At 56.7% G+C, this 25,303-nt stretch carries 22 protein-coding genes; 15 read left to right on the top strand and 7 right to left on the bottom strand.

The window, feature by feature from the left end; all coding sequences use genetic code 11:
* Positions 1-47: 47 nt before the first annotated feature.
* Positions 48-1,541 carry an MFS transporter gene (locus tag H7B67_RS03475; RefSeq protein ID WP_185118404.1) on the top strand — a complete coding sequence of 498 codons (1,494 nt, stop codon included), beginning with the start codon at positions 48-50 and terminating at the stop codon, positions 1,539-1,541.
* A 104-nt stretch (positions 1,542-1,645) separates the two neighbouring features.
* Positions 1,646-2,557, top strand: coding sequence for an SDR family oxidoreductase (locus H7B67_RS03470; RefSeq protein WP_185118403.1), 912 nt, complete (start codon positions 1,646-1,648; stop codon positions 2,555-2,557).
* 58 nt (positions 2,558-2,615) lie between these two features.
* Here H7B67_RS03470 and H7B67_RS03465 read toward each other — a convergent pair whose 3' ends face one another.
* Together H7B67_RS03465 and H7B67_RS03460 are read right to left on the bottom strand one after the other, a co-directional pair.
* Positions 2,616-2,849, bottom strand: coding sequence for a helix-turn-helix transcriptional regulator (locus tag H7B67_RS03465; RefSeq protein WP_185118402.1), 234 nt, complete (start codon positions 2,847-2,849; stop codon positions 2,616-2,618).
* A gap of 1 nt (position 2,850) precedes the next feature.
* Positions 2,851-3,297, bottom strand: coding sequence for a hypothetical protein (locus H7B67_RS03460; protein WP_185118401.1), 447 nt, complete (start codon positions 3,295-3,297; stop codon positions 2,851-2,853).
* 201 nt (positions 3,298-3,498) lie between these two features.
* On the opposite strand from H7B67_RS03460, the gene H7B67_RS03455 reads away from it, so the two are divergent.
* Positions 3,499-4,878 carry a response regulator gene (locus tag H7B67_RS03455; RefSeq protein WP_185118400.1) on the top strand — a complete coding sequence of 460 codons (1,380 nt, stop codon included), beginning with the start codon at positions 3,499-3,501 and terminating at the stop codon, positions 4,876-4,878.
* On the opposite strand, the gene H7B67_RS03450 is transcribed toward H7B67_RS03455, so the two are convergent.
* A complete protein-coding gene (locus tag H7B67_RS03450) occupies positions 4,829-6,670 on the bottom strand; it encodes a sensor histidine kinase (protein ID WP_185118399.1) in 1,842 nt (613 codons plus the stop codon). The two genes, H7B67_RS03455 and H7B67_RS03450, sit on opposite strands and share 50 nt — an antisense overlap.
* Before the next feature lie 207 nt (positions 6,671-6,877).
* Here H7B67_RS03450 and H7B67_RS03445 point away from each other — a divergent pair, with 207 nt between their 5' ends.
* From H7B67_RS03445 to H7B67_RS03405, 9 genes are all read left to right on the top strand, one after another.
* Entirely contained in the window at positions 6,878-8,380 is a 1,503-nt protein-coding gene (locus H7B67_RS03445) for a sulfatase family protein (RefSeq protein WP_185118398.1), read from the top strand.
* A gap of 19 nt (positions 8,381-8,399) precedes the next feature.
* Positions 8,400-9,902, top strand: a complete 1,503-nt coding sequence (locus tag H7B67_RS03440) for an ABC transporter substrate-binding protein (RefSeq protein ID WP_185118397.1) — start codon at positions 8,400-8,402, stop codon at positions 9,900-9,902.
* A 65-nt stretch (positions 9,903-9,967) separates the two neighbouring features.
* Positions 9,968-10,894 (top strand): carbohydrate ABC transporter permease, encoded by a 927-nt coding sequence (locus H7B67_RS03435; RefSeq protein WP_185118396.1) that lies wholly within the window; start codon positions 9,968-9,970, stop codon positions 10,892-10,894.
* 5 nt (positions 10,895-10,899) lie between these two features.
* Positions 10,900-11,733: a carbohydrate ABC transporter permease gene (locus H7B67_RS03430; protein ID WP_185118395.1), complete on the top strand. Its 834-nt coding sequence runs from the start codon at positions 10,900-10,902 to the stop codon at positions 11,731-11,733.
* Positions 11,734-11,845: 112 nt separating this feature from the next.
* Positions 11,846-12,505 carry a hypothetical protein gene (locus H7B67_RS03425; protein ID WP_185118394.1) on the top strand — a complete coding sequence of 220 codons (660 nt, stop codon included), beginning with the start codon at positions 11,846-11,848 and terminating at the stop codon, positions 12,503-12,505.
* Entirely contained in the window at positions 12,483-14,204 is a 1,722-nt protein-coding gene (locus H7B67_RS03420; protein WP_185118393.1) for a GMC family oxidoreductase N-terminal domain-containing protein, read from the top strand. Before H7B67_RS03425 ends, H7B67_RS03420 begins: the two co-directional genes overlap by 23 nt.
* Before the next feature lie 276 nt (positions 14,205-14,480).
* Positions 14,481-16,007 carry a spore germination protein gene (locus tag H7B67_RS03415; RefSeq protein WP_185118392.1) on the top strand — a complete coding sequence of 509 codons (1,527 nt, stop codon included), beginning with the start codon at positions 14,481-14,483 and terminating at the stop codon, positions 16,005-16,007.
* Complete coding sequence (locus tag H7B67_RS03410; protein ID WP_185118391.1) at positions 16,004-17,170, top strand: Ger(x)C family spore germination protein; 1,167 nt, start codon at positions 16,004-16,006, stop codon at positions 17,168-17,170. The genes H7B67_RS03415 and H7B67_RS03410 overlap by 4 nt, the downstream gene beginning before the upstream one ends.
* 23 nt (positions 17,171-17,193) lie before the next feature.
* Complete coding sequence (locus tag H7B67_RS03405; RefSeq protein WP_185118390.1) at positions 17,194-18,282, top strand: GerAB/ArcD/ProY family transporter; 1,089 nt, start codon at positions 17,194-17,196, stop codon at positions 18,280-18,282.
* Positions 18,283-18,302: 20 nt separating this feature from the next.
* Here H7B67_RS03405 and H7B67_RS03400 read toward each other — a convergent pair whose 3' ends face one another.
* The gene (locus tag H7B67_RS03400; RefSeq protein ID WP_185118389.1) at positions 18,303-19,181 is read right to left on the bottom strand and encodes a LysR family transcriptional regulator; all 879 of its coding nucleotides are present in this window, start codon (positions 19,179-19,181) and stop codon (positions 18,303-18,305) included.
* Between the two features lie 131 nt (positions 19,182-19,312).
* On the opposite strand from H7B67_RS03400, the gene H7B67_RS03395 reads away from it, so the two are divergent.
* Positions 19,313-19,726, top strand: a complete 414-nt coding sequence (locus H7B67_RS03395; protein WP_209649195.1) for a GNAT family N-acetyltransferase — start codon at positions 19,313-19,315, stop codon at positions 19,724-19,726.
* Positions 19,727-19,798: 72 nt separating this feature from the next.
* Here H7B67_RS03395 and H7B67_RS03390 read toward each other — a convergent pair whose 3' ends face one another.
* The gene (locus H7B67_RS03390; RefSeq protein WP_185118387.1) at positions 19,799-20,677 is read right to left on the bottom strand and encodes a LysR substrate-binding domain-containing protein; all 879 of its coding nucleotides are present in this window, start codon (positions 20,675-20,677) and stop codon (positions 19,799-19,801) included.
* Between the two features lie 109 nt (positions 20,678-20,786).
* On the opposite strand from H7B67_RS03390, the gene H7B67_RS03385 reads away from it, so the two are divergent.
* Positions 20,787-22,064 (top strand): adenylosuccinate synthase, encoded by a 1,278-nt coding sequence (locus H7B67_RS03385; RefSeq protein ID WP_185118386.1) that lies wholly within the window; start codon positions 20,787-20,789, stop codon positions 22,062-22,064.
* A gap of 81 nt (positions 22,065-22,145) precedes the next feature.
* Here H7B67_RS03385 and H7B67_RS03380 read toward each other — a convergent pair whose 3' ends face one another.
* On the bottom strand, positions 22,146-22,529 hold the full coding sequence (locus tag H7B67_RS03380) for a hypothetical protein (protein ID WP_185118385.1): 384 nt from the start codon (positions 22,527-22,529) through the stop codon (positions 22,146-22,148).
* 111 nt (positions 22,530-22,640) lie between these two features.
* Between H7B67_RS03380 and H7B67_RS03375 the strand changes: the two genes are divergently transcribed.
* On the top strand, positions 22,641-24,470 hold the full coding sequence (locus tag H7B67_RS03375; RefSeq protein ID WP_185118384.1) for a glycerophosphodiester phosphodiesterase: 1,830 nt from the start codon (positions 22,641-22,643) through the stop codon (positions 24,468-24,470).
* Positions 24,471-24,546: 76 nt separating this feature from the next.
* On the opposite strand, the gene H7B67_RS03370 is transcribed toward H7B67_RS03375, so the two are convergent.
* On the bottom strand, positions 24,547-25,182 hold the full coding sequence (locus tag H7B67_RS03370; protein WP_185118383.1) for an NAD(P)H-dependent oxidoreductase: 636 nt from the start codon (positions 25,180-25,182) through the stop codon (positions 24,547-24,549).
* Between the last annotated feature and the right edge of the window lie 121 nt (positions 25,183-25,303).

The following is a 25,303-nucleotide window of genomic DNA, read 5'->3' as shown; positions in this document are numbered from 1 at the left end:
GCTTCATACAACCCGCGCTCCGTCGCGCAAGAAGAGGTGGTAATGGAATGAAGGCTTCATTTTCTCATTCGGCTGCAGGCAGGCCCGGTCTCACGCTGCTGCTGATCGTATTCGGCGTCTTCCTCGTTAACCTGGACGGCACGATCGTCAACGTCGCGCTGCCCGATATCCAAGCGAGCTTCGGCGTAGGACTTCGCGACCTCCAATGGATAACCGACGCTTATCTGCTCACCTTCGGCTGTCTCCAGCTCGCCGCCGGCACGATCGGCGATTCGATCGGCCATCGCCGAATGTTTATCTGGGGGGTGATCGGGTTTACGCTGTTCTCCTTCGCTTGCGCCGTATCCGGCGAGATCGGCTGGCTGCTGGCGGCAAGGGCTTTGCAAGGAATGTTCGGCGCCATTCTTATACCCGTGTCGCTGGCCATGATCCGGTCCCTGTACGAGGATCCGGGACGCAGGGCCAAGGCGATCGGCCTATGGGCCGGGGTCGGAGGCGTGGCGTTGGCCGCGGGTCCCGTGCTCGGGGGCTGGCTGGTCGAAGCCTACGGCTGGGAGAGCATCTTCTGGATCAACCTGCCGATCGGCGCGGTCATCGCCGTCGCGCTGCTCGCGACCAAGAGCGGCGATCGGCCTCCGGCGCAGCGACGCAGGCTGGATATCGGCGGCCAACTCGGATTCGTGGCCTTTATCGCCTTCCTGGCTTACGGCCTGATCGAAGGCAACGCCCGAGGCTGGGACTCCGCTCTCATCATCGGAGCGTTCGCCGCTTCCGCCGTGTCGCTGATCGCGTTCATCGTCTGGGAGCTGCGCGCCCGCGAGCCGATGTTCCCGCTGCGGCTGTTCCGCAATCCCGTCATGACCGCCGCCGCGCTCGTCAATTTTCTCGGCTTCTTCGGGCTTTATGCGGCCATCTTCCTGCTGACCCTATTCTGGCAGCAAGCGGAAGGGCTGTCGCCGATCCAGACCGGCGTCCGTTTCTTGTCCCTGACCGTCAGCATCATGGTCTTCTCCTACCTCGGAAGCGCTTGGGCCCCCAAGTTCGCTCCGCGCCTTGCCATTCCGCTTGGCTCGTTCGTTATCGCCGCCGCTTTGGGCGGGCTGATGCTGCTTCATGCCGACGACTCTTACGTATCCTACGCTTGGGCGCTGGCGCTGCTTGGCTTCGGCGTCTCCATCGTCGGCACGTCGGCGACCGTCGCCGTCATGGGCGCCGTGACGCCCGAACGCGCCGGCGCGGCCTCCGGCATCGTCAGCACCTCGCGCCAGACGAGCGCCATCTTCGGCGTCGCGTTGGCAGGAGCCATTCTGGCGAGCCATATCGACGCGTCGGTTCCGGGACTGTCGATCGAAGACAGCCGGCTTCTCTTCGAGGAGGGCATGCACCGTACGTTGGCCGTGTCGGCCGCGGCTAGCGCCGCAGGCGGAGCGATCATCGCTCTTCTTCTCCAGCTCGTGGCGAGAAGGAAGAAGGCCGCCGCAACGGAAGACGCGTCATTGTCCGGCGCCGATCCGATGACGCGACCTTCCGCTCCGAATTAAGCGGACTGTCACGATGTTCTACCTTCACGGTCGCGAAATAGGACACAGGATGACCTATTTATAGGGCTATACTAAGAGGTAGATCAGCGAGAGGAGGATGAAGGATGAGACCTCTAGAAGGAAAAGTGGCTTTGGTGGCGGGAGCGACACGCGGCGCCGGCAGAGGGATCGCCATCGAGTTGGGAGCGGCCGGGGCTACCGTCTATGTGACGGGGCGCACGACGAGAGCGCAGCGCTCCGAATACAATCGTCCGGAGACGATAGAAGAAACCGCGGAACTTGTCGATCAGGCGGGAGGACATGGAATAGCGGTTCAGGTGGATCATCTGGATCGGGATCAGGTTCGGAATCTGATCGCCCGCATCGAGAGGGAACAGGGAAGACTGGACATCCTGGTCAACGACGTGTGGGGCGGCGAAAACTTGATGCAGTGGAAGGTGCCCGTCTGGGAGCACTCCCTTGAACGGGGATTTCGGATGCTTCGGCTTGCGGTCGACACGCATATCCTGACAAGCCACTATGCCCTGCAGTTGCTCATCCGGAACAAGAACGGGCTGGTCATCGAGATGACGGACGGGACGGCGGAATACAACGAGAAGAACTACCGAGTATCGCTCTTTTACGATTTAGCCAAGTCATCGGTCATCTCCATGGCTCGGTCCCTGGCTCATGAGCTTGCCCCGCACGGATGCGCTGCGATAGCCTTGACTCCGGGCTGGATGCGTTCGGAGATCATGCTGGACCACTTTGGCGTGACGGAGGAGAACTGGCGGGACGCCGCTTCGAAGGAGCCTCATTTCATCATCTCGGAAACTCCCCGGTTTGTCGGACGCGCCGTTGCCGCCCTTGCCGGCGACTCGGAAGTCGCCCGTTGGAACGGTCATTCCTTGTCGAGCGGGGAGCTCGCGCGGCAATACGGTTTCTATGATCTCGACGGCTCGCAGCCGGACTGCTGGAGGTACATCGTGGAGGTGCAGGATGCCGGCAAGCCGGCGGATGCTTCCGGTTACCGTTAGACAGAGGAAGGCCGGAGCTCCTTCTCATGGAGAATCCGGCCTTTTAATGCTTTTACGCTTATTCCCCATCTCCCTCGGCATGTTCCCCATAATAAAAGACCTCTTCGAGCGGCAGGCCGAACGCGTGCGCGATGCGAAAAGCCAGCTCCAACGACGGGGAGTAATTGCCCTTCTCCAGCGCCACGATCGTTTGCCGGGTGACGCCCACCTTGTCAGCCAACTGCTGCTGCGTCATCTCGTTATGGTTAAACCGTAGCCTGCGGATATGATTGCCGACAAGATTTTTGCCCATCTTAGACTCCTTTCCGATAATGATACAGCTTCGCCACGTTGCCGGAGACGTCCGAGAGGAAGCCCGCGAAGATCAGAATCACGAACATCGTGCGGACCGGCTGCTCGATGACGAGCGATCCCATGGCGAGCAGGAACCCGAGGATAAACAAGAAAAATCCGATCCGGTACGACTTCAGCTCGATCAGCTTGTCGAGTTCGTCCGCGAACGCGGGCTCCTTCTCCCCGGTCGTGATCCGAAACACGATGTTGAAAATAATGCCGATGACGATGTGCGCGATGATGGAGACGAGAGTAAGAACGAGTACGTAGGAGCCCCAGTAGCGCAAGACTTCCGTCGATTCCGATCCCGCATCCGGGTAACTCTGGTACTTGTAGGCGCCGTAGATAACGAAAATAAGAATGCTGCTGATCAACGATACAATGCTCTTCTTCTCCTGATAAGTCATGCCCGACACCTCGGAATGGTTATTTTTGTTAAGTAAAGTTCCTTAAACATAATGTAAATAAAACTATTCAATATGTCAAGTTTGTTTTACATATGCTATATTGACGAAGGAAGGAAATGCCTATACACTAGGGTCAAGTTTAAAACCGACTAATATCATTGGAATAATTATATTGAGTTCTGCCGAAGGAGGAAGGAGCTTTTGAAAATTTGCGTCGCGGACGATGAAAGCGAAGTGCGCCTAAGCATCATCCAAAAGATCCGAAGCGTCGCGCCGGAAGCGGAGGTCTATGACGTCGGTTTCGGGCTCTCGGCTCTCAAGGGAATCAACGCGGTCGTTCCGGACGTCGCGTTTCTGGACATTCGCATGCCGGAGATGAACGGGTTGGAGCTTCTGGCCGAGGTTCGCCGAAACCATCCGCAAGTCAAGCTGGTCATGCTCACGGGTTATCAGGAATTCGAATACGCTTGGCAAGCCCTTCAACTCGGGGCTTCGGACTTCCTTCTTAAGCCCGCGGACCGCGACCATCTGAAGCGGATCGTTCGCGAGGCCTCGGCTGATCTGCATCAATCGTTCCTGAAGGATATGGCGGCTTGCCGGCCATGGCTGGATGCGTCGTTCCTCGCGATGGAAGGCTTAGAGTGCCGCCGGGCCGATTGCTGGTTCGATTCATCGGTCATGAAGCGGATTCGTTTCTGGCAGAGAGAAGCCGAGTCGCTGTCCCGGGAAGAAGCCGAAGAAGCGATATGCATCTTCAACGTCCGTTCGGATACCGCCGCCGCCGTTCTTATTGCCAAGAGCTCCATCCCCGGGACGTTCGCGGAGAGGGGGGAATTCCGGGAAGCCTTCTTGCGGGAGTGGGACAAATGGGAGTCCGCCCGGTTCTTCGGCGATACGCCCTCTCGTCCGCGGCTTCCTTCGGCAGCGGCTTCTCTCGCGCTTCAGCAAATTCGAACCGAGTTGCTGGCTCTTTCCAGAGCCTTCGATTTGGGAAGGCTGGAAGTTAAATTATCCGATTGGGCGGCAATCGTAGCTCAGCTTGAGTTGAAGCTCCTGCGTAAAGAATGCGCTCTTCTGTTGGGCCTGCTTGAAGAGGGCTTCATTCATTCGGACACCGTACTCATGCTGGAGGAAGACAAGATCCAATATTGGTTGAGTTGGGTGCGCCGGTTTCGAACATGGACCGATCTGCTTGCCCGGATTCGAGGGCTGATTGTCGAGGCAACCCGGGCTTTGAAAGAACTCAAGGAGGAAGCGGCTTCGGACGGAGGACTCGTCGAGCAGGCGATGGCTCATATTCGGCAATCGTCCTATTCCGACATGAGCTTGGAGAAGGTTGCGACGGCTATAGGGGTTCATCCGGTTACTCTAAGCCGAATGTTCAAACTGAGGGTCGGGGTGAACTTCGTGCAGTACCTGACACGTCAGCGCCTGGAGCAAGCCCGGCTGATGCTGGTCTCCAGCAATAAGACGGTCAGGGAGATCGCCGGAGAGATCGGATATTCCGATTACCGCTATTTCTGTTCGTTATTCAAGAAAGAATACGGTTTCCTTCCGCGGGAGTACCGGAACCTCGAATAGACTCCTTGCGGATAGTCCATCGTACCGTCGTGCCGTGCGGGAGGTTCGGCTTCATCTCGAAGCGAACGCGATCTCCGTACGCGAGGAAAAATCTCCGGTAGATGTTTTGGATGCCGGTGTGAGATTGAAAGTAAGGATCCTCCGATATGCCGAGCCGCTCCTCCATCCGTTCGATTTTATCGCGGATCTCCATGGGCGTTCCCTCCCCCGTATCCGTAACTTGAAATTCCAAGCCCTCGGCGGTGAAGCCTGCCCTAATCCGGATTCGGAACCGATCGGGTCCCAGGTTCGGATTCCAGCCGTATTTCAGCGCGTTCTCGACGAATGGCTGCACGCTCAGCTTCATGACGGGCTCCTCCAGGCAGAGAGGATCGATATCCCATTCGACCGCCGCCTCCGCGCCGGAGCGAAAGGCATGAATGCGCAAGTAATCCCGGATATAGTCCAGTTCCTCCCTAAGCGCGGCCCACCCGCCGTCTTTGCGGATATTGTAACGCATGATGCGCGAGACGCTTTGAACCATGGATCCCACCGCGTCGGGTTCGCTGCGGTAAGCATAGGACTCGATCGTCTCCAGCGTATTGAACAGGAAGTGCGGATTGATCTGCGCTTGGAGCTGAAGAAGCTCGCGCTCCTTCTCCTTGTTCCTCGAATCGCCGACCTCCTTTTCCAGCTGTTTCAAGTCGACCAGCATCTTGTTGAAGGTTTGAACCAGGAAACCGATCTCGTCGTTCTGATGGCGGACCGTAACCGGCAGGAAGACGCCCCGGCTTAAATTCCGGATGCTCATCTTCAGGTGCGTAAGCGGCCGGAAGACGATCTTCATCACGGGGAAGGCGATGAACGAGGCAGCCAGAACGGACAGCGAGGCGACCAAGATCATGACGCGCAGCGAATGCTTGACGCCGCTGGTCAACGTTTCGAGGGAAGCGAACCAAACGAGCTTCCAATCCCCGTAAGAGATCGAGCGGTAAGCCGCCTCGTAGTTCGTTCTCCCGGCTTGGAATAAGATGGCTTCCCCTTCGGCAGGGTCGGAAGCGAGCGAAGTTCGCAACTGCTCGGACAGAGCGGGGTCCTGACCGGAATTGGCGATAAGTTCGCCTGTCCCGCTATTGAACAGAAGGAGATTGGAACCCGAATCCGCGGCATTCTCGTTCAGCTTGCCGCGGAGGAAGCCGGACTCGATCTCGAGAACGAGCCAGGCCGAGTAGTCGCCCGTTCGGAAATCGGCGATCGGAATGACGAGCGACACGACCTCTAACGGCGACCCTAAGACATACGAAGCGGAGTGGATCGACGACAAGGTTACGGACTCGGTTCCGGGTATCGTTCCGTAGTAGGGATCGTCGGCGAAGGAATAGTCGAAGTTCAGGCTATGGTCGTAAGATTCATATAACGTTTTGTTCGATCGGTCCAGATACAGGACGCCGGTAAGATGTTGGTTCCGGGACTGAAGAATATGGTCGATCAGCGGCCGAAATCGAGCGGAGAGCCGAGCTTGAGCCGAGTAATCGTCCCGCGCCGCCTGCAAGAATTGTTGAAAATCGTAATCCACGATGAGCGGATCGAAGGAGCGGGTCAGATTTTGCAAGTAGGTAACGATGTCCGAAGACACCGTCCGCAAATATTGGTTCGAGATGGAAATCGAATATTGCGTGTTCGAACGGAACATGTAGTGCTGGGAGGAGGTAAAGACGACGACGCTCGGCAGGACGGATATCGCGATCAGCAAAAGAAACAGCTTGGATTTTAAAGACAGGGTCCCGCGCCTTCCGTTTATCCATTGCCTCAAATGGCTCATCCTCTTCGTTCCCGTCCTTTATGCCAGCCTAAACAACCCTATATTAAAGTAATCTAATGGGTTTTATCAATTATAATTAAAAATTTCACGTGCGACGCTAAATAATTCCGCTGTTATGTCGGTCGCGGTCTTCGTATACTCGGTATCAGAGTTTCGTTTAGAATTCCGAGTGGCCTAATGAAGATTGGGGGTCCGGCCATGAATTTTATCTTTTTCTTTCCTGACGAGATGCGCGCCGAGAGCCTGGGGTGTTACGGTCATCCCGTCGTCCGAACTCCTCATCTGGACAAGCTTGCGTCCGAAGGAGTGCTTTTCGAGCAGTGCCACGTGCAGAACCCGGTTTGCAGTCCATCGCGCTGCAGCCTTATGACGGGACTGTACCCGCATAACGCGGGGCACCGAACGCTGTGGCATCTGCTTCGTCCGCACGAGCCAAGCTTATTCCGTTATTTGAAGGAAGCCGGCTACCGGATTAAATGGTATGGCAAGAACCATCTCTACTCCGAATCCTATCTGCGGGAAATCATGGAGGAGGAGGCGGAGCAGGAACAGGAGGAGCTTGTTAAAACCTTCGCGGGTACCTTTCGCAAGAAAAATCCCTACGGCAAGGACGACCCGAGGTTCTACAGTTTCTTGATGGAGCCTGAGGAGGATCAAGGACGCGAAAGCACGGAGACGGCCATCGCCATCGAACGGGCGGCCGAATTCCTTCGCTCGGAAGAGGCGCGCGAGAAGCCGTTCATGCTCTATCTTCCGACGCTTCTCCCTCACGCTCCATATGTCGTACCGGAGCCTTACCAAAGCATGTATCGGGGCGCCGAGCTTCCGGAGCCGAGGCCGGCCGGGCTGCCGGGCAAGCCCTCGTATCACGAGCTCATACGCCGATACCGAAGGTTGGATCGGATCGAGGACGATACGCTCAGCAAGGTCCAGGAGGTTTACCTTGGGATGATAAGCCATGTAGACGACGAGTTCGGCCGACTGATGCAGGCGCTGGAGGATAGCGGGCTGAAGGAGAACACCACGGTCATCGTCGCCTCCGATCACGGCGATTACGCAGGCGATTACGGATTGGTGGAGAAATGGCCGAACGGCATGGAGGACGTGCTGACTCGGGTGCCCCTCATTATCCGCTCGCCGGGCAATCGGGCCGGCCACGCCGTCGCCGAACCGGTCGAGCTGTTCGACATCATGGCGACGGTGCTGGATCTCGCGAACATCGAAGCTGCGCACGATCACTTCGCGCGAACGCTGGTGCCACAGCTTGGCGGAGCAAGCGGCGATCCGCAGCGCGCCGTCTATGCGGATGGCGGGTACGATCCAAGGGAGCCCCATTGTTTCGAAGGAGACCCCGTCCGGGACGCTTGGTTCGCCAATAATCCGGAGAGCATCTATTGGCCGAAAGCCAGGCAGCAGCAAGAGCATCCGGACAGCGTCGGCCGAACGACGATGCTTCGTACCGGGGACTATAAGCTGATTCGACGGACGGCAGATCGAAGCGAGCTCTACGATTTGAAGAAGGATCCGCGGGAGCTGAACAACGTGTACGAAGATCCTTCCTACGCCAGCATAAGGTCGGAGCTGGAGTCGCGGCTTCTGGACTGGTACCTGCACACCTCGGATGTCGTTCCGAGAGACAGCGACCCGGGAATCTTCGCAATCAAGGGGACCCGACAAGCGTCCTTGTTCCCCAAACTATAAAAGGCTGGTGCCATCATACATGAATAGGCAAAAAATCGTTCTGCTTCCTCTTCTTCTCGCCCTTGCGTTAACTACCGCGCTCTCGGGCTGCAGCGGTTCGAATTCGAACGCGAATAAGCACGGGAACGCAAGCGGCAAGGGCGAAGCCGCGGCCGCGACGGGAGCCGATTCCGGCAAGGACCCCGTTACCCTGGAGGTATGGGGCCGATGGGAAGAAATGACGAGCCAGATCAACGAGACCATCTCCGAATTCCAGCAGCAATATCCTTACATCACGGTCAAATATGCCACGGTGCCGGCGGCCCAATACGTTGCGCAGGTTCAAGCCGCCATCTCTGGCAACACGCTTCCCGATCTGTTCGGCTATAACCCGGCTATTCCCACGACGCAGTTGAGCAACCTGGGCGTCATCCAGCCGATCAACGACGTGCTTACCGAGGAAGAGAAGGCGGAATATTACGAAGGCACTTGGTCTCAGGGGTATACGGTCGTCAACGAGGACACGTACGCCTTCCCGCTGTTCAATCCGATGCGTCCTTCCATGGTGATGTACTACAATAAAGCCGCCTTGAAGGAAGCGGGCCTGACGGAAGCGGACATTCCGAAGACTTGGGAAGGGCTGTACGAATTCTCCAAGAAGGTCAAGGAGAACACCGGAGGCAAGATTTACGGGCTTGTCGTCGGCATTAAGCCCCAGAGCTTCCTAAGCGGCGTCATCATGCAGATGGCTACCGCGGTTAAGCCCGAAGTGTCCCCGGCGGATTCGTTCAATTACAAGACGGGCAAATACGAGTTTAACTCGCCGGGGATCGTCCAAGGCCTCGAGCTGTTCAAGAAGCTGCAGGACGAGAAGCTTCTGCACCCCAACAGCCTGCTGATGTCCTACCGGGAGGGCACGTCCATGATGGAAGCCGGACAGGCGGTGTTGACCATGGACGGTTCCTTTCTCGGCTCCCAGCTAAGCAAGGACAAGCTGGACAACTACGGCGCGGCGCCTCTGCCGACGCTGGACGGCAAGCCGCAGTATGCCGCCTTCCAAGGCGAGTCGAGAGTGTCCCTGTACGTGGCGAAGTCGACGAAGCATGCCGAAGAGGCGAAGCTGTTCCTTCGGTTCCTGAAAGAGCATCTCTATCCGAAGCTGGTAAGGGACGGAATCGAATATTCCCCGATCCCGGCCGTCAACGAGGCGACGAAGGTGGAGAATCCGATCGCCGAGCAGGCGCTCAAGATTCAAAGCGAGACGTTTAAGCTCATTCCGCGACCGTTCGAGAGGAACCAAGAGACGCTGAAGGTCGTCGTCGAGACAAGCGGCAAAATGCCCAAGCAGACGCTGTCCGACGTCATTGAGGGTTACCTGACCGGACAAATCCAAGACGTGAACCAGGTATTGACGCAGCTGACCGAAGAATCGAACAAAGTGTTCGAGAGCGCGATCGAGAAAGTGCGTTCCGAAGGCGGCAATGTCAGCCCGTCGGACTATGCGTTCGAGGATTGGCATCCGTTTACTCCGTACCATCCATAAATCCGAGTATTTCGGAGGCCTGCCAAGTCCGGGGGCCTCTTCCCTCGCAAAGGCAGGCGATCCGCATGAGTTTCCGTAGAAAACGCAAAATCGCGTGGACCTATTTGTTTCTTGCCCCGCAGTTCGTTCTGTTGGCCGCCTTCACGGTCTATCCGATCCTTATGAGCTACGTCTACTCCTTGTACGATTGGAGCGGGATCGGGCCGCTGAACGACTTCGTGGGGCTTTCGAACTTCCGGGCGGTTCTTGAGGATTCTTCCTTCTGGAACGCTTTTCGCAACAATATGATCTACATGTTCTTTCTGACCGTGCTTTCTCTTCCGACTACGTTCGTCGCGGCCTTAGTCCTGAATTTGAAGTTTCTTCGGGGACGCACGGCGTACCGGACGCTGCTGTTCCTGCCCGTGGTGACGACCGCCGCGATTATCGGTATCGTGTTGAAGTTTATCTTCGGCAATGACAACGCCCTGTTCAACAATGTCCTCATCTCCCTCGGCATTCTGAAGGAGCCGGTCGGCTGGCTGGCCGACCCGACGAAAGCGATGATCGTTCTGATCGCGGTGGGGGTGTGGAAATTATTCGGCATGATCATGATTTACTGGTTGGCCGGCTTGCAGTCGCTTCCGTCCGAGGTATTCGACGCGGCCAAGATGGACGGCGCGGGATACCTGGCGACGGTCCGTTATTTGACGGTTCCGCTGCTGCTTCCGGTCGCGACCGTTATTCTGCTGCTGACGGCGCTTAACGGGATGCACGTCTTCGACATGGTCACGACGCTTACGGGAGGGGGACCTTACTTCGCGACGGACATGGTCGATCTGTACATCTACCGATATGTATTTGCCAGCGGAGGTTTCCCGCAGATGGGGTACGCCTCTGCCGCGGGCATTATTTTCGGCCTCTCGATTTTTGCCCTGTCCGTTCTCTTAGGCGGTTTGGTCCGAGTATCGGGCGGCAAAAAAGCAAAATCCGACGCGGGTTGGGGAGGCTGAGCTCGATGCGACTACGCAAAAAAGCAAGGCAGCCTCTGCTTCACCTGCTGCTGATTCCGATCTGTCTCGTTTGGATTTATCCGTTCGTCTGGATGCTCTTCTCTTCCTTGAAGACGAACGTGGAATATGTCGGGGCGGGCTTACGGCTTCTGCCCGAGAGCTTTCAATGGGAGAATTACAGCCGGGCCTGGACCGTCGCCCGCTTCTCGGACTATTTCCAGAACTCGGTCGTGATTACCGTCAGCTCCGTGCTGATCGTGTTGGTGGTGAGCGCCTTGGCCGGCTACTCGCTGGGAAGGGGGGAGCTCCCGGGCAAACGGTGGATTCTGCTCGGAATGGCAGCGTTGATGTTCATTCCCAAAGGCTACACGATCATTCCGGTGTTCCAAATCATCAAGCACTTGGGGCTGCTGAACACGATTCCCGGGGTCATCCTGGCGGAGTCCTCCGGCGCCCATGTCATCTTCATCTTGCTGTTCATGGCGTTTTATCGGGATCTTCCGAAGGAGCTGGAGGAGGCGGCCGAGATCGACGGAGCCGGCTTTATCCGCACGTTCGGCCAAGTGATGCTGCCCTTGTCGAAGCCCGTGTTGACGACGGCGGGCATCATGCAGTTTATTTTCACCTGGAACTCCTTCTTCGTTCCGTTGGTATTCACCCTGAACAAGCCGGAGCTGCGCACCTTGGCGGTCGGCATGTACTCCTTCGCGGGGGAAAATTCCGTCGATTACACGGGGATGGCGGCGGGCGCGGCGATCGCCTTGGTTCCTGTCGTGTGCGTGTTCGTGTTGTTCCAACGTTATTTCGTGGATGGAATCGCGGGTTCGGTCAAAGGATAGCCCGACCGGCTCGCTCTTACGCTCTTGGCGGTTTGTAGAGAATTCCGAATAAAGGGCCGGATTTTCGAATAGTCTCCTGTGATGGAGCCGACATCGCATAGGAGGCGATTCCATGAATCCGGCCGTCTCATTCCCGGCGAATGCCTATTCTTATACGATCGCCACATTTCGCGCGCTGGCCGAGGCGATCGTTCCGTTTACGCCTTCCATGGCCGAATACGGCGCGGAGCAGACCGCAGGCGCCGTTCAACTGCACGTGCACGAATATATAATCTGGGAATTGGATCACAGCCTTACGCTCGCGGTAGGGTTTTATCCGGAAGTCGTGCCGTTGGCCTACTCGACCGCGGCCTTGCTCAATTCGGGCGCGAGTCAGATGGTTGCCTCCGTCAATGCCCAATTCGCGCCCTCGAACGGAACCGTTCCCCATGTGCCGTTCGCCGCGCTCTCTCCGGCCGATCGGGTTCGGACCCTATCTCGCTTGGAGAGATTGGAGGTCGATCTGAGAGCGCTTCCTCCCCCTTTTCGGAACGACGGCGGTCTCGTCAAGTTCATCGTCGACTACCTGAACCGCGCCGTCATGTTCGGCAACTATTCGGAGTGGCCCGCCTATGGAACGACCCGCTTGGAGACGCCGACCCGAAGAAGGCTGGAGGGTTTCCCCGTCGGCTGGAAGCAGGCCGGGTATCCCGGCGTCTCGCTCGGATATCGGGCGCTGAGAGGTTATCCGCTTACCATCATTCGGGAAGATGGGGGGTATACCATTGTATGACGCGGATGTCATTGTGATCGGTTCGGGGGGCGGGGGCGCCGTAGCGGCCAAAGAGCTTGGCGAGCTGGGTTTGAAGGTGCTCGTGCTGGAGGCCGGCCCTTTCTACGGCAACTCGAAGTGGCGGAACCCGAACGCGGAACGGGGTAGCGAATGGAGCTCCAGCTTCGACGATTTGGACATCGGAACCTACAAGAAGATTTACAGCCGTTACGAGAACGACATGAACGACGTGGTGTCGGGCGCGTTCCGGTTCGGGCCGGCCGACCGCAGCCGGACTCCCTGGCACCGGGTAATGCGGCAAAAAGGGGATATCTGGCAGCTTGCTGGAGTCGGCGGTACGACGCAGCATTATTGGGCGCAGTCCCCGCGGGCGTTCCCTTCGGCCGTGGACGGAGTGTGGCCGATCTCTTATTCGGAGCTCATCCCCTATTACGAGAAAGCCGAGGCGACCTTGCCCGTCCAATTCGCGCCGACGACTCCGAAGGAGGAGCTGTTCTATTACGGCGCCAAGAAGGCCGGTTGGTCTCTCCTGCCTACGCTTGACGTCACGACTCCCGGCTACCGTCCGAACCCGAACGCGATCCTGCGCACGAACGAGCGCCTGATGGATCCGAACTACTCCATGGAGCAGTTAAACAACATGGAAGGGTGCACGCTTCAGGGGCACTGCGTCAACGGCTGCACGAGCGGCCCTTCCGTAGACAAGATTGCCAAGCGGGGCACTCTGGTCAGCTATATCCCGTTGGCGCTCAAGACGGGCAACGTGGCGATCCGGCCCAACTCGTTCACGATCAAAATAATAACCGATCGCGATCCGAAGGAGGGGCTGCGCGCCGCGGGGGTTCGGTTCCGGGACACGTGGACCGGCGAAGTCGGCGAGCTGACGGCCAGAGCGGTCGTGATGGCGGCCGGATGCATCGAGTCCCCCCGGCTCTGGTTCAATTCCGAGCTTCCTTATAATTATTGGGTTGGGAGAGGACTGACCAACCACTGTTTCGATTGGGTCGGGGGCGTCTTCGACGAGAAGGATTTGATGAGCATTATGGGCTTGCCCGCCGTCTATCCTTACATGGGCCATACGTCCGGAGCGAGGGTAGACATCCCGGGGATCGGGATTTTCCAGGTCTCGTGCTTAAGCCCGGGATTAATGTCCTTCTTGACTTACGGCTTCAGCGAAGCCGGCTACGATGCCCTAAACCCGCCCGAACCGGGAGCGCCGTGGAACGTTCGCGGAAGAACGGTCGGACCCGCCCTCAAGGAACTGATGATGAATTACTCCAGAACGATGACTTACTTGCTGCTGACGGACGATGAGACGCTGGCCCGAAACCGGGTTGAAGTCGATCCGATTCTGAAGGACGAGAACGGTCCGATTCCTGTCGTTCATTACATGCCTAGCGCGAAAACGTTGCAAAGGCGCGACCGGCTCGCCAGGTATGCCTGCGAGACGCTGAAGCTGGCGGGCGCCAAGACCATCATCCGCTCGGATACGCCGTTCAGCTTTATGCTTCATCTGGAGAGCACGATGCGAATGGGGCACGTCGTGGATACGAATTGCGAAGCTTATCAGGTCAAGCGCCTATTCATCGCTGACAACAGCGTGCATTACAACGGAATCGGCGGACCGAATCCGACGTTGACGACCCAGGCTCTCGCTACCCGAACCTCCGAGAAGCTTGCGCAGCGCTATTTCTCTTAACCCATGGATACGACCGTATACAATACGGCTCCCGATAGAGCGATGATAAGCGCGAGGCCTAGCGCTTTCCACAAATATCCGATGGGGGATCCCTCCTTTCACGTTCAGTTTGTTCTCCAATCCATTACGTTAGACCCGATTCTTGAAATAGAGACCAACAAGGCCGGCCGAGATGGCTGGCTTTCTTGCGGACAGGGCATGCATAAATAAGGGAGGTTTGGGGATAGTATCCTGGAGTCTTTTCTCTCAACTATCCAGCAAAGCCGTGGTGATTCGATGAGAAGAAAGACAGGAACTTCCCGATTCGCCGACAAGCCCTTCGAGGATCTCGGGCACATCGCCGAACGGAACGTCTCGGACAAGCTCGAGGACAACGAGCGTCATATTCGAACCGTGTTCGACAAATGCGCCGATTTGGTTGTCCGAAGGTTGGACTTGCCCGGCTCGGTTCCTTGCCTGGCCGTTTATTTGAATATGCTGATCGACGACACCGTCTGGGAAGAAGGAGTTCTAAAGCCTCTATTGAACCTGGACGCCGAACCGCAGAACGCGGATCGCTTTCTCGAGGATATGGTCATCAAGCTCGGGTCCTCGATGAAACCCCAGATTGCCGACAACATGCCGGACATCGTCCGGAACATCGTCCATGGCAGCGTTGCCTTGTTTATCGAAGGCCAGAAGCGCGCGCTCCGGTTTATTGCCAACACCAAGCTTCATCGCCAACTCGACGAGCCGGTCACCGAAGCGATCATCCGCGGTCCGCGCATCGGGTTCATCGAGAATATCGACGTCAACATGTCGCTTCTTCGCCAATACATCCGCAGTCCTCTGCTTAAGATGGAACGAATGTCCGCCGGGAGCGTCAGTCAGACCGAGGTGACGATCGCCTATCTCGAGACTTATGCTCCGCAGAGCGTTATCGACGAGATTTATAAGCGCCTTGAGCGACTCCATTTGGAGAGCATTATCTCATCGGGATACGTCGAGGAATTGATCAGCGACCATCCCAATTCGCCGTTCCCGACCATTCAGGCGACCGAGCGTCCCGATACGGTGGCGGCCTCTCTTATCGAAGGCAAGGCGGCTCTTCTCGTTAGCGGAACGCCGATGGTGCTGGTCATGCCGATCACGTTCTGGTTCGGCTTCCAATCCGTCGAGGACTACTTTATGAGCTTTATCTTCGCGACGATGCTAAGGTGGCTTCGGTTTACGTTCGCTTTCATGGCCATGGCGCTTCCTGCCTTATTCGTGGCGATAACGACCTTTCACCAAGAGATGATCCCGACCAGCCTCGCCTTGAGCCTGGCCGCCGCAAGGGAGGTCGTGCCGTTTCCGGCGATGATCGAGACGCTGATCATGGAGACGACCTTCGAAGCGCTTCGCGAAGCGGGAGTCCGTCTGCCCCGTCCGGTCGGCCAGACGATCAGCATCGTCGGAGCCCTTGTCATCGGCCAAGCGGCCGTCCAAGCGGGAATCATCTCGGCTCCGATTATCATTGTCGTCTCCATGACGGGGATCGCTTCTTTTCTTCTGCCCCATTACGGAATGAGTCAAGCGATCAGCCTCCTGAGATTCGGCATGGTATTCCTTGGGGGAATGTTCGGTTTGTATGGCGTCGTTGCAGGGATGATCGCCCTGCTGATCCATCTCTCGAATCTCCAATCGTTCGGGGTACCGTACTTATGGCCGATTGCGCCGTTTAACCGGCTAGGGCTGATGGACGTATTCATCCGGGTGCCATGGCAATATATGAAGAAGCGAAAATGGCACAAGGAACAGCAACTGGAGCTGGATAAATCATGAAGAGAAGCCAATCGTTCATTCGCTGGTTCTTTCTCCTGATACCTTGCTTGGCTCTATCGGGATGCTGGGATCGAAGGGAATTAGACGAGATCGCGATCGTGATGGGGAGCGGCGTCGATCTGACGGACGACGGACAGATCGAATTGTCCCTTCAAATCGCGCTCCCTATGGGGATTCAAGGAAATATGCAAATGGCGGGCAAAAAAAAGCCGGTTATGCTGGTCTCCTCCAAAGGAACCGTGTCGCAAGACCAGATCGGTCAGATCCAGCAACAGCTCTCGAGGCGAATTTTTTTCGGACATCGGGCCGTCTTCATAATTGGAGAGAACTTTGCCCGGCATGGCGTCGACCAGACGTTGGATACGATGCTCCGGTTCCCGGACAGCCGATACAATTGCTTTATTCTGACTTCGAAAGGGGCAACGGCAAAGGAAGTTCTAAGCTCGCCATATCCATTGGAGGTTATTCCCTCGATCGGGATGAAAAACATGCAGGTCGGCAAATACACGTTCGCGGAGAGAATCGACAAATTTCTGGACTCGTTTGCCGCCAAGGGCTTCATGCCGGCAACGGGCGCTATCCGGCTCATCAAGAACGGTCAGGAATCAAGCTTCGTCATCGACGGAGAAGCCGTCTACAGGGAGAACAAGCTGGTCGGTTACCTATCCGGAACCCATTCCAAAGCTTTTAAGCTAATGCGAGACCAGGGATCAGGGATGAAGATTCCGGTTCGAATCGAGCCTGCGGGCAAGCTCTCGACGGGAATGATCACCGCGGATTTGCTGACTACGCGGAGGGAGGTCCGAACATTCGTGAGTCAAGGTCCGCCGAAGATAGAGGTCGAGTTCCGCGCGAAGGGACGAATCATCGCCAACGACACGACGCTTGATTTAAGCAAACCGGCCAATTTGTCCCGCGCCGAGCAGATGCTCTCGAACGAACTGCAGAAGATGATCTCCGGGTTGATCGAACAGACTCAGAAGGAATTCCAATCGGACGTGCTCGGGTTCGGCGACATTCTGCACATTCAGCATCCCTATGCATGGAAGAAGCTTCAAACCGAATGGTTGGACACGTATCCCGAGGTTCCCGTCAAGGTTCTAGCGTCCGTAATCCTCGAGAGGATCGGAAGAACGCAGAAGCCGGGGCACTTGCCTAAATAATGGAGGAGAGGAGGGCGTCGACGATGAAGGTAACCGGTCTGCAAGTGTTCTGGATGATTCTGATCATGGAAGTCGGCATGACGTTGGTCATGACGCTGACGCCCGGCGTTCAGGCCGCGAAGCAGGACTTGTGGATAGCCATTCTGGTTGCCGGGCTCATCACCCTTCTCATTACCTTTCTGGTCACGAATGTAACCTTGCTCTATCCGGGACAGAATTTGATCGAGCTAAGTCAGACGATATTGGGCAAATGGTTAGGCAAGGCCGTTATCGTCATCTACCTGGTGCAGTGGTACACGATCATCCCGATCGTACTCAGGCAGTTCGCCGACGTCATCAACATCATGATCATGCCGGAGACGCCGAAGTGGGCGATCATGCTAATCATGATCCTGCTGTTCTCGTACGCGGCGTATTCGAACGGAATCGTGACGATATCCCGCTGCAGCGAAATTCTCGGCCCGATCATCATCCTCATGGTGATCCTAGTCCTGCTATCCAGCGTTAATAATATTCGGCTGACAAACCTGTTGCCGGTTTATGCGGACTCCGGGGCGCTGAACATAATCCGGGGCTCGCTGCCTTCCGCTTCTTATCTCGGCCATTCCGTCGAGTATCTCATGCTCGCCGCCTTCTTGTACCAACCCCGCAAGGGCACGCCTTATGCGTATTGGGCGACCATCGGCTCCATCTTGGTCGTGACAGTCGCACTCGCCATGGCGATCGCCACGATAGGGATCAATCTGACGCCGACGCTGTGGTACCCGTTCTTCGAGATGACCCGCAAAATCTCGCTGTTCGGATTCGTCGAGAACCTTGATCCGTTAACGATCGTTACCTGGGTGGCAAGCGTATTTATCAAATTGGCGGTCTATATGTTTATTACCGCCTATGGAACGGCACAATTTCTCGGGATACGCAAATGGCGGCCTCTGGTCATTATTCTCGCCCCGATCATGCTATGGTTCGCCTTAATTCCGAGAAACGTAACCGAGGCGACTACGAATTACTTGATGAATTATTGGGTTCCCTTCGTTCTTCCCGTCAACATGATCGGACTTCCCTTGTTGCTTCTGATCGTCGGAAAGCTCAGGCTGCGCGCGCAAGCATGAGACAATGTCGGGATGAATTATTAATTCCGGATACACTTTCCGGCAATTCGTTCCTTCGAGAAATTCATCAAAGCCAGAGCGGCCGGCGTAAGCGTAGAAGCGGAACGGGTGACCATCCCGATGGAGCGGTTAAATGCGGGAGCGAGCGGCCGAGCGACAATGCCCGTCGCCTCTTCGGGGATGGCAAGCGAAGGGAGGAGCGTCACTCCGAGTCCCGCCCGGACGATCGCGAGAATCGAATATGTATTGCTCAAATGGTATTTTACATTTAAACGGATGGACGTGTTTTGCAGGATCAAGTCGAGCAATTGCTCGTACCCGCCAACGTTAATATAAGGCTCTTCGGCGATGCCATCGACGGCGATCGTCGGACGGTCCTTAAGCGGATGGCTATCGCTCATGACCACGAGCATCGAATCGTCGAATAGCGGGTCGAACGATAATTCGCTTCGCGGATCGATGGAGAATCCGATATCGACGACGCCGGTTTTCACCCAATTGGCAATGTCGTAGTAATCCCCTTCCATCACGATACATTCGATGTTAGGGTATTTGGTTTGAAAGCCAACCAACAGCTCCGGAAGCAAATTCGCGGCGAAGCTAGGGAAGCATCCGAGCTTAACGGTACCCGACTCCAGTTGGGTAAGGCTCAAAGCCTTCTGCTCGATGATTCGCGTTTGATTCAAGGCTTCTCTGGTGTGGGGGAGAAAGGCAGCTCCTGCCTCCGTCATCCGAATCTCCCTTTTGCTGCGATCGAATAACGCGATACCAAGCTCTCCTTCGAGCGTTTGAAGGGAGTGGCTCACCGCGGATTGGGACAGGTTCAGGCTCTCCGCCGCCTTCGTGAAGCTGCCCGTGTCGTGGATCGCGATAAAAATCTCCAGCTGCAACAACGTCATGAACCTCTTGCACCCCCTTCTATGAATTTTATTTATATCAATTAATGATATTATTCATTTGTTCGATCGATCAAACCTTACTATACTAAATGGGAATCAACCGAACAACTTCAGAAGGGTGTTGCAGAATCATGATTCGAGAGATGACCGTCAACGACTATGATCAGATGATTGAACTATGGAGCCGCATCGAAGGGCTGGCGATCAGCAACGCCGATTCCAAATCCAATATCGAGAAATATTTGAACCGGAACAAAGGGCTTAGCTGCGTTTATGAGGAGGAGGGCCGCATCGCGGGCACGATTCTTTGCGGACACGACGGACGAAGGGGATTTATTTATCACGTGGCGGTGGATCCGGAATTCCGGCAGCGGAAAATCGGACAGCGAATGGTCGATCTATGCCTCGGTAAGCTGAAGGAAGAAGGGATAGACAAGTGCCATATCTTCGTTCTGGACGATAACGAGGTCGGCAACCGATTCTGGAGCCGAACGGGCTGGGACAGGAGAAGCGGCTTCTCCGTGTATTCGAGAGATACCGATTGATCGACAAAGGGCACTCTAGGAGTGCCCGAGTTCTATTCCAAGGTCGGACCGCTTCGAACTCCACCCGGTCTCTCACGGCAACAAAGCCAGGAAAGCCTTCGTCGCGGAGGACAAAGGAACCCCTCGAAGCGTCGCGATTCCGATTCTCCGTTCGGGCAACGGGGGATTCAGCGGAATTTCCACGAGCTGACCCGTCCGCAGCTCCTCTTGCACGTAATTCCGAATCACGAAAGCCAGGCCGAACCCGCTCTGCGCGAATCGGACGAGAAGATCGACGCTCCCGAGCTCGAATTCGGGCTCTAGCGTCACCCCGTGCCCGGCCGCGAACTCGTCCAAGTATCGCCTGGTGCTGCCCCCTTCGAGGATGAGCAGGGGATGAGCGTTCAAGGACTCTACGGGCAGCGCGTTGCCGTCCGCGAGCTCCCGATAGTTCGCTCCGCCGACCAGACAATCCTGAATAGGCGCGCTCTCGCGGAATTCGACCTGCTTGTCGGATGCGGGCAAGCCGACGATGCCGAAGTCGATTTTCCCCTCCTTCAATAAAGCGATCGTCTCGGGCGTCGTCCGATTCGTGACCCGGATCCGGACTCCGGGGTGCCGGGCGTGGAACTGCTCCAGATAAGGCAGCAAGAAGTGCTTGCATAACGTGTCGCTGGCGCCGATCGCGATCTCTCCGCTGTTTAGACTGTTCATCTCCGCAATCGCTTTTTCCCCGATGTCGACGAAATTGAAGGCTTGCTCCAAGTAATGGAACAGCACTTCGCCTTCCTTGGTGAGAGTCACTCCTTTGGTCGTACGGAAGAATAGCTGGCCGCCGAGGGCGCTTTCGAGCTGCTTGATGGTATGGCTGACGGCCGGCTGCGTGATGTGAAGGCGCTCCGCGGCCCGCGATAAACTGCCCGTTCTCGCAATCCAATAGAAAACGCGGTACCATTCCAAATTGACTTCCACAGCCATTACTCCTTTTTATATCGACTATTACTAATATCAATTATTCTAATACACTTCGCTGCCTTTATCATTAGCTCTGTAAGCTAATTAGGCGGGGAGGCCAATGTATATGGCGGTAACGGCAATCGTGGGCGCGAATTGGGGAGACGAGGGCAAGGGGAAAATGACGGACGCGTTGGCGGCGCGATCGTCCTATGTGGTTCGGTATCAAGGCGGCAGCAACGCGGGGCATACGATCATCAACCCGCTCGGCAAGTTCGCCCTGCGCATGCTTCCTTCCGGAGTGTTCTACCCGAACGTCGTGAACGTGATCGGTCCGGGGGTGGCGCTGGATATGGAGGTTTTGCTGGAGGAATGGCAGGCTTTACTGTCTCGGGGAGTTCCAAGTCCGGCTTTGAAAATATCGGAGCGGGCGCAAGTCGTGCTGCCGGCGCACCGGTTGTTCGACGAGCTGGAGGAGGAGAGATTGGGAGCGCGGAGCTTCGGTTCGACCAAACGCGGGATTGCGCCTTTCTATGCCGATAAGCATGCGAAGCTCGGGATTCCGATCGCGGAATTGTTCGATGCGGCCCGTCTGCGCGATCGGCTGGAGCGTCTGCTTGAGAGCAAGAACGTTCTGTTACGGCATCTTTATGGACGGACTCCGGTACAGGCGGGGGAATGGATCGAGAAGCTGCGGAGGCAGGCCGAGTCTCTAGCTCCTTATATCGGCGATACGACGACTCTCTTGAATAAAGCCTACAGAAGCGGAGATGAGATCCTGCTCGAGGGACAGCTCGGGGCTCTCCGGGATCCGGATCACGGGATCTATCCGTTCACCACGTCGTCTTCCACGCTTGCGGGTCACGCATCGGTCGGGGCCGGGCTTCCGCCGTATGCGATCTCCCAAGTCATCGCGGTAACGAAAGCTTATTCCAGCTGCGTCGGCGCCGGACCTTTCGTAACGGAGCTTGAGGGCGCGGAGGCCGATGAGCTTCGGCGCCGCGGGGGAGATGCCGGCGAATTCGGGGTGGTGACCGGAAGGCCGAGGCGGGTCGGATGGTTCGACGCGGTCGCGACGCGTTACGGCTGCCGAATCCAAGGCGCCACCGCCGTCGCGCTGACGAATCTGGACGTGCTTGGCTACTTGGAGGAAATTCCGGTGTGCGTGGGATACGAGACGGAGGAAGGCTACGCGGAAGAGTTCCCCATTCCTTCCCGATTGGTCTCGGCGCGGCCCGTCTACAAGAAGCTTCCGGGCTGGCAATGCGATCTCTCGCAGGCGACCAGGCTGGATGAATTGCCTGAAGCGGCCAGGAATTATATCGATTTTCTCGAATCGGAGATCGGAGTGAGCATTACGACGGTATCCGTCGGTCCAAGGCGGGAGCAGCTCATCGAACGGTAGGATAAGCGCCTGGGTTCGCGGCACCGGGACCGCCCTCGCGGGCGGTCCATTCCCGATGATTACCCGATGATTACCCGATGATTACCCGATGGCTACCAGAAGGCTCGTCAGAAGCAACAGAATGGACACGGGCGCCCAAATCCTTCTTTCCCGCTTGCTTCTCGTAATAAGGTTCAGTACCGTTGCCGCCGCCGAGAAAACCACGACGAACCAGACGGCCGAATCGGCGAACGACTGCCAGCCCGGCCAAGCGGAACCCGACTTGCTTAGCACGATCATGGCCAGCGCCGCCAGAATAACGACCTGAACCAAACAGGCGAATCGCATGGCCGGCGGATATCGGCCCGGAAACTTCCCTCCCATCGCATAACTTCCCCACGGCATTCCCGCTGCCAAGGAAAGCTGAAACAGGATCACGATTCCGATGAGAACGGAAAATACGATAGCCGATATTTGAATATACATAACCAAGCCCCCCGACTACATAAAGTATCCAATATTCGCCATTCACTTGGCAAGCCGAAGATCATTCATATAATGTATAGATACCTACACATTAGACTAGGATGATTGTCCATGCTTAAACTACTAGGGCGGAGCATACGCGAATTCCGCGCTTTTTCCGCCAAGCTGCTGTTGTTCGAGCTTATGTATATGCTCGTTACGAGCGCCGTTATTATTCCGATTATTACGTTCTTATTCAACCGAATACTTCGGGTCGTCGGCTCCGGATCGCTGCTTAACGGCGAGGTGTACCGGATCGGGGAAACCTACGAGGGCTTGACCGGCCTCCTTCTCATTGGGCTGGTTGCTTCCTTCGCGGTGCTGATCGAATTGTTCGTGCTCATTATCCTTGTCCAGCAACGCTACTTCGGCAAGGAGATCGCGATCGCGGATGCGGTGCTGACGGCGCTGCGCAAGCTGCCGAGGCTGCTCGGCTTCGGCGTGTTCCAGCTCGTCGTGCTGGTGCTTCTCTTGATCCCTTTTATCGACTCGCCTCTGTCGGCTTCGTTCTATGCGCTGTTTAACGTGCCGATCTTCGTGAACAACCATGTTTTGGACGCTTCCTATACGGTAACCATCGCGTACGTACTGATTATCTTGCTCGCGCTGTATACGCTGCTGCGATGGATTTTCGCGCTTCACTTTATCGTGCTGGAGGACTTGAAGCTGGGGCAGGCGATCCGCCGTAGCATGCTCCTGACGAAGGGGCGCTGGCTGCAGCTGTTCGGTTCGCTGGTCCTGATGAATATCGCCATTCTTGCGGCAACCTCCGCCGGAATTTCGTTGATCGGCTATATTCCTTCTTGGTTGAACATGGACGTGCTGGCGCTCGTGTCGCAGCATTACTCCTTGACGCTGTCCACGATGCTGACTTATATGCTGACGCTGCTGCTCCTGCCGATCAACATGTTCGTGCTGACGCGTCTCTATTACGGGCTCGGTTGGAAAAAGGGGATGAAGGCGAGGGATCGGTTGAACGTGAGCCGAAGCGGGCTCGGCCGATTCGAGAGCCGCATCGGCAGCTGGTGGAGAGGACTCCGGCGCAAGCGCGTGGTCTTCGCGGCGCTCGCGGTCTGCTACATCGGCTTGTCCGTCTTTATCGGCTTGCGAGCGAACGATAGCCTCGTTTACGCCAAGTGGAGCGTGCTCATCGCCGCGCACCGAAGCGACACCTCGGTTGCGCCCGAGAATTCCCTTCCGTCCGTCGTCTCGGCGATCGATAAGGGCATGCAGGTCGCGGAGCTGGATGTCCAGCTGACCAAGGACGGAGTCGCGGTGCTTAACCACGACTCCGATCTTAGGCGCATGGCCGGCGCGCGGTTAACCGTGCACGAGCTGACCTTCGCGGAGCTCCGCAAGCTGTCCATCGGCGAGGATGAGGAAGGCCATCTCATCCGCATTCCGTCGCTTGGCGAAGTGCTTGCCGAGACCCAGGGCCGCATCAAGCTGCTGCTCGATCTGAAGCCGTACGGCGGCGTGAGCGAAGAGCTGGCGGACGAAGTCGTTCGCCTGGTCAAGGAGGCCGGCATCGAGCAGGAGGTTCGCATTCAGTCGTTCGATAGCGCTTCGCTTGCGCGGATCCGGGAGATCGCGCCCGAGATCAAGATCGGGAGAATTCTGTACTTCGCGCTCGGCGATCTGTCGGAGCTGGACGTCGACTTCTATACGATCGAGCAAGTGATGCTGACCGATCCCTTCGTGAACAGGGCGCATGCCGACGGACGCGAGGTGTGGGTCTGGACCGTCAACGACAGACGCAACATGAAGGAAGTGCTTAAATTCCAGATCGACGGCATGATTACCGATTATCCGGAGAGAGCCATGTCGATGATCGACGTGGACCTGTGGGCCGACGGCGAAGACAAGGGAGACGAGTCGGTGCTGCGCCCCTCCGAAGAATAACCCGTACCGGATGCCGTTGCTCTGCCATCCGTGCCCCGCTTAGCGAAGCGGGGCTCTTTGGCATGTTGGCGGCGATTTAAGCGGAAACGCGTTTCCAGCGAGTGGCGAAAATTCGTTCCGTCTTGGCCAGATGGCTCTGGCGCTGCTCCAAGCTGCGATTCTCCATGCCGGAGTAGTTGTACCATTTGAGATTGCCCACGCCCATCTTGCGGAAGGTACCCCGGAATACCATCTTCGCGATCGGATTGCCGAAGAACAATCGGTAGGCGAAGGTAGGCGTGGCCATGACCGTCAGCATGGATACTCCTTGCAGGCGAGGCAGCAAGCACTTGAAGGGGCGTCCCGGCTTGGTTTCCGCATAGATAACGCCTTTCACGAACACCTTGTCGAAGAAGCCCTTCAGGAGAGCCGGCATCCCTTCCCACCAGATCGGGAAGATCAGAATGATGTGATCCGCGGCCATGAGCCGCCGCTGATAGTCGGCCGCGAGAGGATCGTTCGTCCGCTTCTGGCGCCAAGAGGCAAGATCCGAGGCGGACGTAACGGGATTGAAGCCGTCCGCATGCAGGTCTATCAGGTCGACTTGGTGGCCGCCCGAGAGCAACCCTCTCGTCACGGCGGCTAATAGGGCGGCGGAATAGCTTCTCCGGTGCGGGACGTTCTCGGAGGCTGCGGACCCGTACGGATGGTCGAACACGATAACGAAGTTCATGATAAGCACCTCAATCGATTCTATTTTGTTAATCGTGATTCAAAATTGGTTCCTATGAAACAATAGTATGATTTTGTTTTTACGTTGTCAATAATGTTTCCGAGAAATATTTCCTTTTGTC

This window comes from Cohnella thailandensis (assembly GCF_014212135.1).
GTDB lineage: Bacteria > Bacillota > Bacilli > Paenibacillales > Paenibacillaceae > Cohnella > Cohnella thailandensis.
The sequence above is the reverse complement of the archived record's forward strand: the minus strand, read 5'-3'. Positions and strand labels throughout refer to the sequence as shown.

What these genes read in the sequence shown, in the direction of transcription:
- H7B67_RS03475 (WP_185118404.1), top strand. Translation starts at nt 48, where the DNA reads ATGAAGGCTTCATTTTCTCATTCGGCTGCAGGCAGGCCCGGTCTCACG.
- H7B67_RS03470 (WP_185118403.1), top strand. Translation starts at nt 1,646, where the DNA reads ATGAGACCTCTAGAAGGAAAAGTGGCTTTGGTGGCGGGAGCGACACGC.
- H7B67_RS03465 (WP_185118402.1), bottom strand. Translation starts at nt 2,849, where the DNA reads ATGGGCAAAAATCTTGTCGGCAATCATATCCGCAGGCTACGGTTTAAC.
- H7B67_RS03460 (WP_185118401.1), bottom strand. Translation starts at nt 3,297, where the DNA reads ATGACTTATCAGGAGAAGAAGAGCATTGTATCGTTGATCAGCAGCATT.
- H7B67_RS03445 (WP_185118398.1), top strand. Translation starts at nt 6,878, where the DNA reads ATGAATTTTATCTTTTTCTTTCCTGACGAGATGCGCGCCGAGAGCCTG.
- H7B67_RS03440 (WP_185118397.1), top strand. Translation starts at nt 8,400, where the DNA reads ATGAATAGGCAAAAAATCGTTCTGCTTCCTCTTCTTCTCGCCCTTGCG.
- H7B67_RS03435 (WP_185118396.1), top strand. Translation starts at nt 9,968, where the DNA reads ATGAGTTTCCGTAGAAAACGCAAAATCGCGTGGACCTATTTGTTTCTT.
- H7B67_RS03430 (WP_185118395.1), top strand. Translation starts at nt 10,900, where the DNA reads ATGCGACTACGCAAAAAAGCAAGGCAGCCTCTGCTTCACCTGCTGCTG.
- H7B67_RS03425 (WP_185118394.1), top strand. Translation starts at nt 11,846, where the DNA reads ATGAATCCGGCCGTCTCATTCCCGGCGAATGCCTATTCTTATACGATC.
- H7B67_RS03420 (WP_185118393.1), top strand. Translation starts at nt 12,483, where the DNA reads ATGGGGGGTATACCATTGTATGACGCGGATGTCATTGTGATCGGTTCG.
- H7B67_RS03415 (WP_185118392.1), top strand. Translation starts at nt 14,481, where the DNA reads ATGAGAAGAAAGACAGGAACTTCCCGATTCGCCGACAAGCCCTTCGAG.
- H7B67_RS03410 (WP_185118391.1), top strand. Translation starts at nt 16,004, where the DNA reads ATGAAGAGAAGCCAATCGTTCATTCGCTGGTTCTTTCTCCTGATACCT.
- H7B67_RS03405 (WP_185118390.1), top strand. Translation starts at nt 17,194, where the DNA reads ATGAAGGTAACCGGTCTGCAAGTGTTCTGGATGATTCTGATCATGGAA.
- H7B67_RS03400 (WP_185118389.1), bottom strand. Translation starts at nt 19,181, where the DNA reads ATGACGTTGTTGCAGCTGGAGATTTTTATCGCGATCCACGACACGGGC.
- H7B67_RS03395 (WP_209649195.1), top strand. Translation starts at nt 19,313, where the DNA reads ATGATTCGAGAGATGACCGTCAACGACTATGATCAGATGATTGAACTA.
- H7B67_RS03385 (WP_185118386.1), top strand. Translation starts at nt 20,787, where the DNA reads ATGGCGGTAACGGCAATCGTGGGCGCGAATTGGGGAGACGAGGGCAAG.
- H7B67_RS03380 (WP_185118385.1), bottom strand. Translation starts at nt 22,529, where the DNA reads ATGTATATTCAAATATCGGCTATCGTATTTTCCGTTCTCATCGGAATC.
- H7B67_RS03375 (WP_185118384.1), top strand. Translation starts at nt 22,641, where the DNA reads ATGCTTAAACTACTAGGGCGGAGCATACGCGAATTCCGCGCTTTTTCC.
- H7B67_RS03370 (WP_185118383.1), bottom strand. Translation starts at nt 25,182, where the DNA reads ATGAACTTCGTTATCGTGTTCGACCATCCGTACGGGTCCGCAGCCTCC.